This window comes from Sphingobacterium sp. BIGb0165 (assembly GCF_024810095.1).
Classification (GTDB): domain Bacteria; phylum Bacteroidota; class Bacteroidia; order Sphingobacteriales; family Sphingobacteriaceae; genus Sphingobacterium; species Sphingobacterium detergens.
Map to the genome: position 1 here is coordinate 33,528 of NZ_JANUEB010000001.1, position 13,756 is coordinate 47,283.

Below are 13,756 nucleotides of genomic sequence, written 5' to 3' on the forward strand. Positions count from 1 at the left end.
ACTGTAGCTATTTATCCATTGGCGGGGCTATATAAAAATAATAACGATCTGGACGAGGAAAAAAAGAGGTATAGAGACTGTATTTGGAAGGTATATAAGTTTGGATAAAATCAATAAAATCGGCAGCATCATTCCCATTATCCCGATGAATAATAGGATTTACTAATCGATCAATTGATAGGTCAAGCACAAATGAAATGACTACTCTACCTGTTGGAATTGTCTCTGTATCCGATCGAAATCTTACCTTTTCACCTTTATACATTTCGTCCAAGACAAATACTTTGGATATTTGATCTGTTTCGGGCACTTCAATATCGGTTACTAAAGGATGACTATTAGTCAATCTGAAAGAGAAAATACTATTTCTAGGTCTGCCATTAAATAAAGCAGCTCTCCAAGGTATGAATTTAGCACTGTCTAAATGGGCGATGATTTGCTGGGGGCCTAAAAAGCTATGATGACCATTCTTATCAACGAATATTTCAATCGGGTTGGTATAGGATGTGTACCGATAAAGATCAAAATTATTTCGTTTAAAATCCGATAAAATCTGATTTATGAAATTTTTAAATCCCTTTACTGGCCTGGCATCATACTCATCGAAATTAGGAAATCCTTCGTATATTTTTACTTTTTCTATGTGGGTATAGACTTCACTTGAGTATAAGTCCCAATATATTTTCAAATCATATTTGCCTATATTGAAGGAACTGTCGTTTTTTAAAATAGACGCTATCTTGGGTAGAATATATTTGCTCTGCATATTTATTGTGTCGAAGCATATATTGTTATTGGTGTCTTTCTCAAATATCAATTGCAGATATTTTCCTCGAATACGGTCATTTTGCAGCGCATTGGAGAGCAATTGATTAGTTGACAGTGTAGATTGTGCGAATACGCTACCTGAAAGTAGAAAGACAATGAATAAAATAATTCTTTTCATACTTATAGGATTACAGATACAATGAGATTCCATAAATACTACTCAGTTAGATGTATCTGATCAGACAAAAAAATAGATAGGCGGCAAAGTAACGCTTGAAATAGGAAGATAATTTTTGTGTTCTTAGCATACACATGAAATAGTATCCGCTTGGGTATGGACCGTAAATGATACTATTCACTGAAAAACTATTTTTTTCAGCGGTTGGTTGTCTATCCCTTTTTTCCTAGGCGTTTAAAAGTTATAATTATTTTTTTTAGATTTTGAAATTTTGTCCGTAAATATGTGTTTAGGAGTATAGATTAGAATTGAGAATGGAGGAGTTATAGAGTTTGGGGAGATATTATGGAAGTAGAGAACCAGCGCATAGAATTAATAGATAAAATGTATTTTTCTCAGGATGATTTCATAAAACTGAGTAATTGTACTATAAAATGCATTGATCTTATTGGATGTTTTGAATTAGCCACGGAAATTGTAATAGAAAATTGCATTATAGAACAATTTAATATACATTCCTGTTGGTTTGTAAAAGGTTTGACCATAAGATATTCTATTGTTAAAGGTTATATTAACTATCAAATGGGAGGACATAACGATGTCCCACTAATTTTTGATCATAATATTTTTACTGACTTTTTTAATTTCTTTGACTGTGAATTTAATGCACTAGTGGTGTTTAAAAATAACATTGTCACGAAGGGGACTAATTTATTGGGAAATATGAGCGAAGGATTTGAGAATAGATTTAACGCTGGCTGGGAAGTTGAAAACAATTTGGGAGATCTCAATTTAAACAGGGAAGTGTAATAGTACTTTGTAGTGGTAGAATACATTATGTTCAATATTTTTAGAAAAAAGCATAGGAAATTAGAAAGTTGGGAAAAAACGACTTTACAACAGGTGTTTGGTCTATTGGGGGATGGGTATGCGCATTATATTGAACAACTTGATTTCATAGATGAGGTGGGTATTAATCGCTCCGATATACCCAATTTGATTAATTGTAAATATTCAGGTCCATTTTATAAAGAATTTGAAAATGAATTGATAGAAAATTTTAAAGTTGAGGGACTAATAATTGAAGATTTATGTAAAATGCGTGATGTAGAAGTTGTATTATATTTCTCCGATAATATATTTATCGGATACTCGACAAATTTACAAGTTGGCTCATTTCAATTTAATTGCCAAAAAATTGATATTTCACAGGCCCGAAAAAAATTCTGGGGTGATGAAGGAAGCTCGATTGTGAAAAGATTTTTAACAAAGAAGGAACTAAAATCAATCAATATTGGAGATATTTATATATCGAATATTAATGGAAAAGATTATTATCATTTAAAGGAACTTGAAGATGGGGATTTTTTGGGGTTTGACCAAGTTGGCAATTTTTTTGTTCTTACCCATGATCCATTCGAAATACGAAAGATAGATCGAAAAAGTGTAGCGGATTTTTTGTTGTAAAAAGGATCTTTATTTAATTTTTTTTACAACAGCATGTTAGGCTAGTAACTAATAGGTATCCGGTATTTTTAGTATGCCTTTAATTCATAAAGCAGACCTAAGTATAATAAAATAGGAAAATGAGGGGGAACGATTATGTAAAATTTATAAATCAAAAGGATTAACACTCACTTCTTGTTTAACCAAGTTTTTATCCCACCAAGAACTGATTTTTACGCAAATTGATTAAGTTTGTAACATGGCAAATGCAGTTCGATTAAATAAGACCCAACGACGCAAGATCAACATCTTTGTGCGTTGTGTTGCAATTTCGTTGCTGGCTTGGTTGTTGTTTTCGATTTCCAACCAATATACCGTGTCTGTCAAGGCTGCGATAGAATACGTCAACCTGCCCGAAAAACGGGCTTTTCACCCACAACAATCGGATACAGTCAAAGTAAAGCTCGAGATGACGGGATGGCAATTCCTGTTTTCGAAAGCTGCATTGGAAACACCCAAAGTACAGGTAGATCTCAGCTCGCTGAAAACAAAAGATTGGATTGTATTTTCCAACCAGCTGGGATTTATCAACCGCCAGTTTCCGCATGAACAACGTGTGGTGTCGGTGAGCCCGGATACCTTGTTTTTTGATTTTTCAAAACAAACACAGCGAAAGGTTCCTGTAAAACCTTTGTCCAATATCTTGTTTAAAAGGGGCTATGGTGTTATCGCTGATACGAAGGTTACGCCTGCATACGTGACGATTACTGGGCCCTATGAGGATGTTTCGACGATAGAATATTGGGAAACAGATACCGTACGTGGGAAAGAGGTGGAGACTGATGTGCGCACTGTGGCAAATCTTACCCGAAATCAAAAGGGAAATATCAATGTATATCCCACATCTGTGGAGGTGCTGATGCCGGTAGGGGAGCTGACGGAGAAAGTCATTGAACTGCCCGTAAAAGTTGAAAATGGCCAGCGCTATAGTTCCGTGAGGCCCAATCCAAGTAAAGTGGTGATCACGGTGCTGATGTCGGTCAAGGATTATAATAATTATACATCCCGTGATTTTGAGGCTGTGGTGGATCTGGCCGATTGGGAGAAAAATGAGGTGCAATATCTACCGATCCTGCTGACCAAGGTGCCGGATTATTGTAAGATTATCAGTGTTGTGCCACAGAATGTGGACTTCTTTGTACGAAAATAGGGAATAAAAATGGGGCTGAAAATAGGAATAACAGGCGGAATAGGTTCCGGCAAGACTTTTATCTGTAGGCTTTTTGAAGCCCTCGGTATTCCGGTCTATAATGCAGATGAAGAAGCCAAAAGGTTGATGAATACCGATATACGGATCAAGGAAAAGCTTATTGCGCAGTTTGGTGAGGCAACTTACAAGGATGGGCTGCTGGATCGGGCCTTCCTCGCCAACATGGTCTTTTCGGATAAGGATAAACTTGAACTCTTAAACAGTATTGTACACCCGATTGTCATCCAGGAAGCTAAAGATTGGGCTGAGCGGCAGACTACACGTTATTCACTCAAAGAAGCTGCGCTGCTTTTTGAAAGTGGTTCATACAAAGAGTTGGATTATACCATATTGGTTACTGCGCCAATGGATATTCGTATACAACGTGTCATCGAGCGGGATGGTGCAACTGAACAACAGGTACAGGAACGTATTAACAAACAATTGTCTGACGAGGAAAAACGGCAGCTTGCCGACTTCGTCATCGTTAACGATGGAATCACTCCACTACTACCGCAAGTGTGGACATTGCATCAAAAATTTCTAAAATAAATATATGTCTATCATATTGTCTGACTTTCTGGTCAGAAAACCGGAAGGGTATTATTGCCGTTATGGCGACTTTTTTATCGACGCGGGTAGCCCCGTAGCACATAATGTGGTGTCTCATGCCCATGGCGACCACGCCAGTTCAGGACATGATTATGTCTATTGTACTAATGGAACGGCATTGTTTATGAGCTATCGCTATAAGCAGAACCGTAAGGATTCCTATCAGGTCAAATTGTTCAACGGCACTTTTAAAATCGGTCCGGTGGAAATTACCTTTTTAGCGGCTGGCCATATATTGGGATCGGCGCAGATCTTAATGGAATATCAGGGTGTACGCTATTTGTATACCGGCGACTACAAATTGCAGGCTGATGAGACCTGTGAACTTATCGAAGTGCAGCAGGCTGATGTATTGATCACCGAAAGTACTTTCGCAAATCCTGAAGTTATCCATCCGGATCCCATTCAAGAGATCAAGAAACTGGAGGGGCATGCGAGCAATATTCTATTGGGAACTTATGTACTAGGGAAGGCGCAACGGATCACAGATCTGATCAATAGGTACTGTCCAGAAAGAAGGGTGCTGGTACATAGTGGAATATTGCCTTACCATCGTCTGTATGATGAACATGGACTTAAAAAAATGACTTATGAACCTTACAACCGTAGAGAGATGAAGCAGGGGGAGCAGAATAAGGTTTATCTGGTACCGCCCATGACTTTCAATAGTTATTTTAGGGCGACAAAAGTATTGCGGGCCTTTGCTTCTGGATGGAAGCGATTACAGGCGCAGAATGATATCGAATTGTATATTTCGGATCATGTGGACTGGAATGATATTCTCCATTATATTAAGATGGTTGACCCGAAAGAGGTATGGACATTGCATGGCGACGGGACAATACTCAAGAGTTATTTTGGCGACAGGTTAATGGTAAGAGATGTGCTTTCAGCATAAAGGAGGGTATACCCTCCTTTATTATTTCATATTGATAATCTTGTCAACAACGTATACCGTATTGCCACGCCAAGGCAATACCCCATGATATTCTTTGTATTGAAGATCAAAATATTTACCGCTATTGAGCTCAAGCTGGCGAAATATAGAATCATCTTCAATAGAAAATTCGAATTGGTTGCTGGCAATTCCGCCAGTCTTGACACTACCAAATCCTTCCTGAATCAGCTTTCCCTCATAGGTCTTAAATATATTGCCTTTTTTGACGGCAAAATTTAAGTAGCCAGATTTCACCCCTTCACCAAATACGTAATAGTATTTCCAGTAACCATAGGATCCGAAGCCTACTAACAAAAAGAGGAGCAGGATAAATAAAAATTTCTTAAATCCAGACTTGGTCTTTTTTTGTTCCGGTAAATTTTCCATAATTTTTTCGCTAGTTTTTGTTGTATTATTTTCTTTTCATTTTATTCAAATATGTTTTGGCGCAAAGCTGTCCATGTCCATCATACACAAGAACTCGGCCAATTATGACGGTTTGAAAAGTATCAGCGCAAAGGGGAGCAGGGGCAGCATGGAGGGAGCGGTCAGCGGGGAGAGCATGATCTGCCTCTAAGGGGTGAAAAAGTACCGGCACTAATACCGGCTGGGGCTGATTCAGAAATTAACTGCCTGAGAATTGGTTTGATAAACTAATTATGTTAGTATTTTGTTGCGATTTATAGTGATTATTGCTAATTTTTGTAAATTTGGGTAATGGATTCGCCCCAAACATATCGTAAAATTATCCACCTGGATATGGATGCTTTCTATGCGTCCGTGGAGCAGCGGGATTTTCCGGAATATCGGGGGAAGGCTATTGCTGTGGGTGGTTCGCCTGACGGGCGGGGGGTAGTGGCTACGGCCAGCTATGAAGCACGGAAATTTGGTGTTAAGTCTGCCATGAGTTCCCGCAAAGCACTGCAGCTCTGTCCGGAGATCATATTTACCCGACCACGGTTTGAGGTATATAAGCAGGTTTCGTATCAGATCAGGGAAATCTTTCAGCGGTATACGGATTTAATTGAACCGTTGTCGCTTGATGAGGCTTTTTTGGATGTAACGATGGATAAGCAGGGAATTGGTTCGGCCATTGATATCGCCAAAGCGATCAAATCTGCCATCAAAGAAGAGCTTAATCTGACTGTCTCCGCCGGAGTTTCAGTCAATAAATTTGTCGCCAAGATTGCCTCCGATATGGATAAACCTAATGGCCTGACATTTATAGGGCCTTCAAAGATTCTGAAATTTATGGAATCCTTACCGGTAGAGAAATTCTTTGGTGTAGGTAAGGTGACCGCCAAGAAAATGCACGAGCTGGGTTTATTTACGGGGATGGATCTCAAAAAACAGCGCGAAGACGATCTGGTACGTTGGTTTGGTAAGACCGGGCATTTTTTTTACCGTATTGTCCGCGGGATAGACGATCGGCCCGTCACACCCAACCGAAGCAGTAAATCTGTCGGAATAGAGGATACTTTTGAGGCTGATATCGAAACTTTTGAAGAACTGAACGCCATACTGCAAAGACTGAGCATACAACTTTGGGGACGCATCGGCAAAAAAGAAATATCGGGCAGGACACTAACCTTGAAACTAAAGTATGCTGATTTTGTGCAGCTGACGCGAAGCCTGACGCTGGATACAAGTTTCGACTCTGAAGAGAAAATCTATGCGACAGCCCATAGTTTGCTGAGTAAGATTACCTTAGCAAATAAGGTGCGGCTGCTGGGGATTTCGATCTCTAATTTTGTTGATGAGTCAGATTTTCCAAAAGAGGGTGTCCAACTCGCTCTTTTTGAGAATTATCGGTAAGAGGGGATAGCCATCACCTGTACATGGAGCTGAATAAGCTTGTTACAGGTAAAATCGTCGTTATTTACCACAATTCTTTATCTTAGCTGAAATAATTAATAAACATATCCAAGAATTAATGAATACAGTATCAAGAGTGCTCTTAGGTGCATCTATTGTGTTTTTTGTGCATGATCTGACTTTTGCACAGAAGAAATTGGATTTTGCGCAATCCTGGGGACAGAAACAGTCTTTAACCGTGCGCACAAATCAATATCCGGGCTGGGCGGATGGAGCCGCTTATCTGGAAAATGACGTCAACGATAGCCAGCTCTATCAGGTCAACGTCAAATCGGGGAAGAGAAGTATCTATACAATTCCTGCCAAAGAGGGGACGGTAGTCTATGTAGAGAAAAATGATATTTTTATCAAAAATGGCTCAGGTACTGCAAAGAAATTGACCAATTCACCTGACGTTGCGGAACAGAACCCAACTTTATCGCCAGACGGTCAATATGTTGCTTTCACACGTAAAAGCAATTTGTATAGTTTAGAGGTAGCTACGGGGAAAGAGGCACAGTATACAAATGATGGTACCGATGTGATTTACAACGGTTGGTCTTCATGGGTTTATTATGAGGAAATTTTGGGACGTCCTACAAATTATAAGGCTTTTTGGTGGTCTCCGGATAGCAAGAAGATCGCTTTTATGCGTTTTGATGATACCAAAGTGCCTATGTTTCCGATATATTCATCCAAAGGACAACATGGTTATCTAGAGGAAACACGTTATCCGAAAGCAGGGGATCCTAATCCTGAGGTGAAAGTGGGTATCGTTCAGCTGAACGGCGGACAGGTAACCTGGGCGGATTTCAATGAAAAAGATGATCAGTATTTCGGACAGCCTTATTGGGCTTTCGATAGTAAAAATTTCATGGTGCAATGGATGAACAGGGATCAGAATAACCTGAAATTTTATCAGGTGGATCCAAATACTGGTTCGAAAAAAGAGATTTATGATGAACGCCAAGCTTCTTGGATCAACCTGGATCATGACGAGCGTATTACTTACCTTGCTGACAATAAATATTACATCTTAAAATCGGATAAAACTGGTTGGGCGCACTATTATCTATATAAGTTGGATGGCACATTAGTGAACCCGATTACATCAGGCGATTGGCAGGTGACTGAAATCAAACGGATAGACGAGAAAAATAAGGTGCTTTATTTTACTGCACGTAAAGAAAATTCGGCTCGTTTTGATCTGTACCGTGTGGATTACTCGGGTAAAAATCTGAAACGTTTGACCTTTGGTGAGTATTCACATGATGTCAACGTATCGCCTGATGGCAAGTATTTTATCACCCGATATTCTAATGTGAGCACACCGGACCGTTTTGCTTTAGTGGATAATCAGGGTAAAGTGGTACGTCAATTGGCGGATAGCAAAGCTGCGGACTTTAGTTCGTACACCTACGGTAAAACGGAGTACTTACATATTAAATCGGATGACGGTCTATTTGATTTACCTCTGACGATCACTTATCCTACGGATTTTGACAAATCGAAAACTTATCCTGTTGTTTTCAGTATCTATGGTGGTCCAGATGCGGGTACTGTGAAGGATACCTGGAAAGGTACGGGCAATCAGTATTGGGCGAATGAAGGTGTTATCCAGGTTTCAGCGGATCACAGGGCTTCTGGTCACTTCGGTAAACAGGGCGTAGCTTACATGCACCGTAATCTGGGACATTGGGAAATTATCGATTATTCTACGATCGTAAAATGGTTGAAATCTCAGTCTTGGGTAGCTAAAAACAAAGTATTGATCACAGGCCATAGCTACGGTGGTTATATGACTTGTCTGGCGATGACTAAAGCTGCTGATGTATTTGACTTTGGTATTGCTGGTGCGCCGGTAACGTCTTGGGACTTGTACGATACCCATTATACCGAACGTTGGATGGATACGCCTCAAGATAATCCTGAAGGTTATAAAGCGGGGTCGGTATTGAACTATGCAAACAATTATAAGGGCGTACTGCGCATTATGCATGGCGATATGGATGATAATGTTCATCTGCAGAATACAACGCAACTGGTTGATAAATTAACAGATAGAAGTGTACCTTTTGAATTGATGATCTATCCGGGCAGCCGTCATGGATTTGACCGTTCAAAAAGTAAATATGACTTTAATGAGCGTGCACGTTTCTACTATCAATATCTATTGGAGAAACCTCTCCCAAAAGAGTTTAAGTAGATTGTTGGGTATGATTACAGAAAAAACACGCGGTTCAGTTAAATCGCGTGTTTTTTTGTGTAGTTAGTTGATCTTGTTAAATAAGTGTTCCGGAATCTCCCATTTGATGGGATTTACTTCTTTGACTGGATTATAATTTAAAATCTCAGGATATTCATTTCGTTCGAGCTTATCAATAATATTTTCCAAAATAGGCCTTATTTCCGGCCAATCTTCAGCATATAATGCCAAGGTCGAATACCTTTCAAGCAGCCAATAGACCATAAGAGCAATTGCTTTATCACAGTATTTATGTTCGATTACAGTTTGATATACGTCGAATTCGCGATGTTTCAATAAGACGGCAATGTTGTACAATTCAATGGTACTATCACTCCGCCTGATTTGATTGATCAGATGTTCTCCAAACCAGCTATGAACTTCCGTTTCTTCTAAATAAATATAGGGTTCCTCTCCCTGGCTTGCTTGCAAAACAACCGCTGGTATTTTTGGAGCTTGTGCAATTTGTTCAGTGGGATCGTAACTGATGTCTGTTTTGAGATAAAACCCTTTTTCAGAATTGTTTATAACCGTTTTTATAATGTCGAAGTTCTCGTCAGTTCCTTTTCTTGTTTTCCAGCTTCGACGAATAGCTTCAAAAGGATAGTTATTCCAGAAAAGCATCAGTGCAGTAGCCTCACTACAAAATGGGCTCTCAACGATCCATTGTTGGATGTAGAAAAAACATTGTGTCGCTAATTTATGAAGCTCCTGGGGTGTTTTTAAAAGCTGAAATTCTTCAAATTCCATGTGTCGATAGGCATCCTCTGTTTCCATACCTGTTGGTTGTGTCTTATAGTGATTTTGCTTTAACTTATTTTTGGCTGTTTGGTCGTTCCGCGAAACCGTATTTTTCCGATCAATCGCATCTCTCGCTGAAACGGTAAATGACTTTGTCCGGATGTTCTAAAATAGCAAAAATCCCAGAAAATGAATTGAATGTTTAGACCATCGCACGTTTTTTTTTAACACATTTGAAGTGGATTTTTGTCAGCATCGAAATAAAGCTGGGGTGATAGATGCCCTGAAAAAATAGTTGGATCGAATATGATGTTAAAAAACTTAAAAAATGTCAATTTTATGTGGGTGTAAATTGTTGAAAATTAAAAATAATGGCATCTTTGTAAAAGTTTATTCAAAGAAAAAATGATTCAATTCCTAAAGGAAAGTACTTTTGCCGTAAATGAGGTTTTTAATAGGTCGTGGGAACTATTGAAAAAGCATTATTTTTCTGTTGCTGGCCTATGTTTTTTACTGTTTGTAACCTCTGGTTTATCCAATTTCCTGGCAACGACGATCAGTGATTTTAATGTGGTACTCAGTGGTTTTATGGCCTTCTTTTTTATGATCATGTATTTTGGGCTGAACCTTACTTTGTTTAAATACATCCTCAATCTGATCGATGGCAACCAGGATAAGAAATTGATCCATTGTATACCAAGTTCAAAAGAAATAGCTTATTTTTTTGGCGCCATGTTGAGTATCATGGTACTGTCTATTGCCTTATTGATGATATTAGGAGCTGTATCTCTTCCATTTTTGTATTTATTTGAAAATGGCGAAAATCGGGCAGAAATCATGAGTAAGTTTACTGTCTTTGTTGTTTTTGTCGCAGCAATACTGACATTTATTTTGATTATTCGCATCGCATTTTACCCTTTCTTTATTATTGATAAACATGCGGGAACCTTTAAATCACTACGCTTTAGCTTTGCGTTAACCAAAGGCAATGTTTTCAAATTATTATTAATCTTGGCAGTATTTGCTTTTTTTCAATTACTGCAGATGTATTTTAATTATTTAGAATATTACATAATTTTTATTATTTTGAACCTTGTGAGCTCGTTCTTAGTGGTACCTTTGGCCAGTATTGTTGTTTCGGTTGCGTACCGGGAAATGATGTCGGACTATCACGGTGGAGAGGACCCGAAGATTTTGAATAATATATTTTAATAAAGAGAGAAGGTTTTGAGTAAAAAAGGAATTGCCATTTTAGGGGCAACGGGTAGTGTCGGTACACAAGCCTTGGATGTTATTAGAGCCTTTCCGGATAAGTTTGAAGCAGTTGTTCTGACTTGCGGTAGCAATGCTGAACTATTGATCAAACAAGCGTTGGAGTTTAAACCAAAATCGGTCGTTGTGACCGATCCAACCCAATATAAAAAAGTTAAAGAAGCCTTAGCGTTTCAGGATACGACGGTATTATATGGTGAAGAGGGCTTGATTGAAGTGGTACAATATGCCGAAATCGGTATTGTCTTAAATGCAATCGTGGGTTCCGCTGGTTTAAAACCTACGGTAATGGCTATTCAATCCAGAAAAGATATTGCCCTGGCGAATAAGGAAACTCTTGTTGTTGCCGGGGAATTGATTATGGCCTTGGTCAAAGAATACGGTGTAAATATGTTGCCTGTAGATTCTGAACATTCGGCAATCTTTCAATGTCTGGTCGGTGAGGAGCAAAACCCCATTGAAAAAATTTATGTGACGGCATCTGGAGGTCCTTTTCGTGGAAGAAAGCGGGACGAGTTGCTGCAGGTAACGAAAGCACAGGCCCTAAAACATCCCAATTGGTCTATGGGTGCCAAAATTACGATAGATTCGGCTTCTTTGATGAACAAGGGACTGGAGGTGATCGAAGCCAAATGGCTCTTTGATCTAGCTATCGATCAGGTGGATGTCATCGTACACCCACAGTCGATCGTGCACTCCCTGGTTCAATTTAAAGATGGATCTATGAAAGCACAAATGGGTGTTCCGGATATGAAATTGCCTATTCAATACGCATTGACTTATCCCGCCCGTTTTGAAAATAATTTTGAACGCTTCAATTTTATGGACTATCCGACGCTTCATTTTGAAAAAGCGGATATGGAAACTTTTCGAAACTTGGCCCTGGCCTACGAAACACTTCGCGCCGGTGGAAATAAATCTTGTATATTGAACGCAGCAAATGAAGTTGTGGTGGCTGCTTTCCTTGCCGATAAAATCGGCTTCCTGGAAATGAGCGACGTCATCGAAAATACATTGGAAAAAGTGGAATTTATCGCCAATCCGACACTGGAGGACTATCTGGAAACGGATCGGTTAGCAAGGTTAATAACAAAAGAAATAATCAAAGATTAAATATAGAAAGCATACATGGGTGTTTTAATTATGGTCGGACAAGTGATTTTAGGCTTGTCAATTTTAATTGTTCTACATGAGTTAGGACATTTTTTAGCAGCACGTGCATTTGGAATTAAAGTGGAAAAATTCTATTTGTTCTTTGATGCATGGGGAGTGAAATTATTTAAATTCAACTATAAAGGCTGTGAGTATGGTATCGGCTGGTTGCCTTTGGGTGGCTATGTGAAGATTGCCGGTATGATCGATGAGTCGATGGATACTGAACAATTGAAGGGCGAGCCACAACCTTGGGAGTTTCGCTCAAAACCGGCATGGCAGCGTCTGATCGTGATGTTGGGTGGTATTATCGTTAATATCGTCGTTGGTATTGTTGTCTTTTGGATGTTGACCTTTAAAATGGGTAATACAGATGTCAAGATGGATCAAATGGTAAACGGTATCGTACCGGGATCCATTGGTGAATCTATCGGTCTTAAAGCCGGTGATAAAGTGATTGCAATAGATGGACACCGCGTTGAAAACTACTCCGAGCTGCTTGGTTCTAAAGTATTGATGGGCGGTGTATCCCTTACGGTAGAACGTGATGGCGGGACAACAGAAATCAAGGTTCCAGCGGATTTATTGAATACCTTGTCCGATAAAAAAGGAGAGAAGTTTATTGAACCTCGTTTTAAAACAACAAGTATCGCACAAGTGGCCCCAGGATCAGTGGCAAGCAAGATGGGTTTTACCAAAGGCGATAGTATTGTCGCCCTAAACGATACTCCAGTGCCTTTCTTTGATCAATTCAGAACGTTAGTTAAAGCAAATATCAATAAACCTGTTGTCATTAAAGTAATCCGTTCGGGAGCGGAGGTTTCCCTAAAAGGAAACGTACCTGCAGATGCAATGTTAGGTATCAGTGTCAATCATGATAATTCAATCAAGTCATTTACAACGAATTATACGCTTATGGAAGCTTTTCCGATCGGTGCTAAAAAAGCATTTACGGTAATCACAGATAATGCGAAAGGATTCGGTAAAATCTTCAAAGGGGAGGTACGTGCTGATAAAGCGCTTTCTGGACCTATCGGTATTGCGACATTATTCGGTACTGAAGTGGATTGGATTCGGTTCTGGTCTTTGGTTGGTATGCTTTCAATGGCGCTTGCATTTATGAATTTGTTGCCTATTCCGGCACTGGATGGCGGTCACGTTGTATTCTTACTGATCGAGATGATTCAAGGCAAACCACTGAGTGAAAAATTTCTCGAAAAAGCACAAATGGTCGGATTCTTTATCCTTTTGGGTCTGATGGTGTTTATATTCGGAAATGATATTTTTAAGTTGTTCAAATAA

The 13,756-nt window shown here is 39.2% G+C and carries 13 protein-coding genes; 10 read left to right on the top strand and 3 right to left on the bottom strand.

What is annotated here, in order from left to right:
* Positions 1-7: 7 nt before the first annotated feature.
* Positions 8-946 carry a hypothetical protein gene (locus M2408_RS00150; protein ID WP_259178158.1) on the bottom strand — a complete coding sequence of 313 codons (939 nt, stop codon included), beginning with the start codon at positions 944-946 and terminating at the stop codon, positions 8-10.
* 345 nt (positions 947-1,291) lie between these two features.
* On the opposite strand from M2408_RS00150, the gene M2408_RS00155 reads away from it, so the two are divergent.
* The 5 genes from M2408_RS00155 (at position 1,292) to M2408_RS00175 (ending at position 5,151) form a co-directional block, all read left to right on the top strand.
* Complete coding sequence (locus M2408_RS00155) at positions 1,292-1,756, top strand: hypothetical protein (protein ID WP_259178159.1); 465 nt, start codon at positions 1,292-1,294, stop codon at positions 1,754-1,756.
* Positions 1,757-1,783: 27 nt separating this feature from the next.
* On the top strand, positions 1,784-2,413 hold the full coding sequence (locus M2408_RS00160) for a hypothetical protein (protein WP_259178160.1): 630 nt from the start codon (positions 1,784-1,786) through the stop codon (positions 2,411-2,413).
* A 238-nt stretch (positions 2,414-2,651) separates the two neighbouring features.
* On the top strand, positions 2,652-3,602 hold the full coding sequence (locus M2408_RS00165; protein WP_120258309.1) for a hypothetical protein: 951 nt from the start codon (positions 2,652-2,654) through the stop codon (positions 3,600-3,602).
* Positions 3,603-3,611: 9 nt separating this feature from the next.
* Positions 3,612-4,193: a dephospho-CoA kinase gene (gene coaE / locus M2408_RS00170; protein ID WP_259178162.1), complete on the top strand. Its 582-nt coding sequence runs from the start codon at positions 3,612-3,614 to the stop codon at positions 4,191-4,193.
* A gap of 4 nt (positions 4,194-4,197) precedes the next feature.
* A complete protein-coding gene (locus M2408_RS00175) occupies positions 4,198-5,151 on the top strand; it encodes an MBL fold metallo-hydrolase (RefSeq protein ID WP_259178164.1) in 954 nt (317 codons plus the stop codon).
* Positions 5,152-5,172: 21 nt separating this feature from the next.
* Here M2408_RS00175 and M2408_RS00180 read toward each other — a convergent pair whose 3' ends face one another.
* The gene (locus M2408_RS00180; RefSeq protein ID WP_121121613.1) at positions 5,173-5,577 is read right to left on the bottom strand and encodes a hypothetical protein; all 405 of its coding nucleotides are present in this window, start codon (positions 5,575-5,577) and stop codon (positions 5,173-5,175) included.
* 330 nt (positions 5,578-5,907) lie between these two features.
* Here M2408_RS00180 and dinB point away from each other — a divergent pair, with 330 nt between their 5' ends.
* Positions 5,908-7,005 (top strand): DNA polymerase IV, encoded by a 1,098-nt coding sequence (gene dinB / locus M2408_RS00185; protein ID WP_259178169.1) that lies wholly within the window; start codon positions 5,908-5,910, stop codon positions 7,003-7,005.
* Between the two features lie 118 nt (positions 7,006-7,123).
* Positions 7,124-9,250 carry a S9 family peptidase gene (locus tag M2408_RS00190; protein WP_259178170.1) on the top strand — a complete coding sequence of 709 codons (2,127 nt, stop codon included), beginning with the start codon at positions 7,124-7,126 and terminating at the stop codon, positions 9,248-9,250.
* A gap of 63 nt (positions 9,251-9,313) precedes the next feature.
* On the opposite strand, the gene M2408_RS00195 is transcribed toward M2408_RS00190, so the two are convergent.
* Complete coding sequence (locus M2408_RS00195; protein WP_259178173.1) at positions 9,314-10,066, bottom strand: DUF4274 domain-containing protein; 753 nt, start codon at positions 10,064-10,066, stop codon at positions 9,314-9,316.
* A gap of 369 nt (positions 10,067-10,435) precedes the next feature.
* On the opposite strand from M2408_RS00195, the gene M2408_RS00200 reads away from it, so the two are divergent.
* From M2408_RS00200 to rseP, 3 genes are read left to right on the top strand one after another with little or no spacing between them, the layout of a single operon-like run.
* The gene (locus M2408_RS00200) at positions 10,436-11,242 is read left to right on the top strand and encodes a beta-carotene 15,15'-monooxygenase (RefSeq protein WP_259178175.1); all 807 of its coding nucleotides are present in this window, start codon (positions 10,436-10,438) and stop codon (positions 11,240-11,242) included.
* 15 nt (positions 11,243-11,257) lie between these two features.
* On the top strand, positions 11,258-12,415 hold the full coding sequence (locus M2408_RS00205; protein WP_259178177.1) for a 1-deoxy-D-xylulose-5-phosphate reductoisomerase: 1,158 nt from the start codon (positions 11,258-11,260) through the stop codon (positions 12,413-12,415).
* Positions 12,416-12,430: 15 nt separating this feature from the next.
* Positions 12,431-13,756, top strand: coding sequence for an RIP metalloprotease RseP (rseP, locus tag M2408_RS00210; RefSeq protein WP_259178179.1), 1,326 nt, complete (start codon positions 12,431-12,433; stop codon positions 13,754-13,756).

What these genes read in the sequence shown, in the direction of transcription:
- M2408_RS00150 (WP_259178158.1), bottom strand. Translation starts at nt 946, where the DNA reads ATGAAAAGAATTATTTTATTCATTGTCTTTCTACTTTCAGGTAGCGTA.
- M2408_RS00155 (WP_259178159.1), top strand. Translation starts at nt 1,292, where the DNA reads ATGGAAGTAGAGAACCAGCGCATAGAATTAATAGATAAAATGTATTTT.
- M2408_RS00160 (WP_259178160.1), top strand. Translation starts at nt 1,784, where the DNA reads ATGTTCAATATTTTTAGAAAAAAGCATAGGAAATTAGAAAGTTGGGAA.
- M2408_RS00165 (WP_120258309.1), top strand. Translation starts at nt 2,652, where the DNA reads ATGGCAAATGCAGTTCGATTAAATAAGACCCAACGACGCAAGATCAAC.
- coaE (WP_259178162.1), top strand. Translation starts at nt 3,612, where the DNA reads ATGGGGCTGAAAATAGGAATAACAGGCGGAATAGGTTCCGGCAAGACT.
- M2408_RS00175 (WP_259178164.1), top strand. Translation starts at nt 4,198, where the DNA reads ATGTCTATCATATTGTCTGACTTTCTGGTCAGAAAACCGGAAGGGTAT.
- M2408_RS00180 (WP_121121613.1), bottom strand. Translation starts at nt 5,577, where the DNA reads ATGGAAAATTTACCGGAACAAAAAAAGACCAAGTCTGGATTTAAGAAA.
- dinB (WP_259178169.1), top strand. Translation starts at nt 5,908, where the DNA reads ATGGATTCGCCCCAAACATATCGTAAAATTATCCACCTGGATATGGAT.
- M2408_RS00190 (WP_259178170.1), top strand. Translation starts at nt 7,124, where the DNA reads ATGAATACAGTATCAAGAGTGCTCTTAGGTGCATCTATTGTGTTTTTT.
- M2408_RS00195 (WP_259178173.1), bottom strand. Translation starts at nt 10,066, where the DNA reads ATGGAAACAGAGGATGCCTATCGACACATGGAATTTGAAGAATTTCAG.
- M2408_RS00200 (WP_259178175.1), top strand. Translation starts at nt 10,436, where the DNA reads ATGATTCAATTCCTAAAGGAAAGTACTTTTGCCGTAAATGAGGTTTTT.
- rseP (WP_259178179.1), top strand. Translation starts at nt 12,431, where the DNA reads ATGGGTGTTTTAATTATGGTCGGACAAGTGATTTTAGGCTTGTCAATT.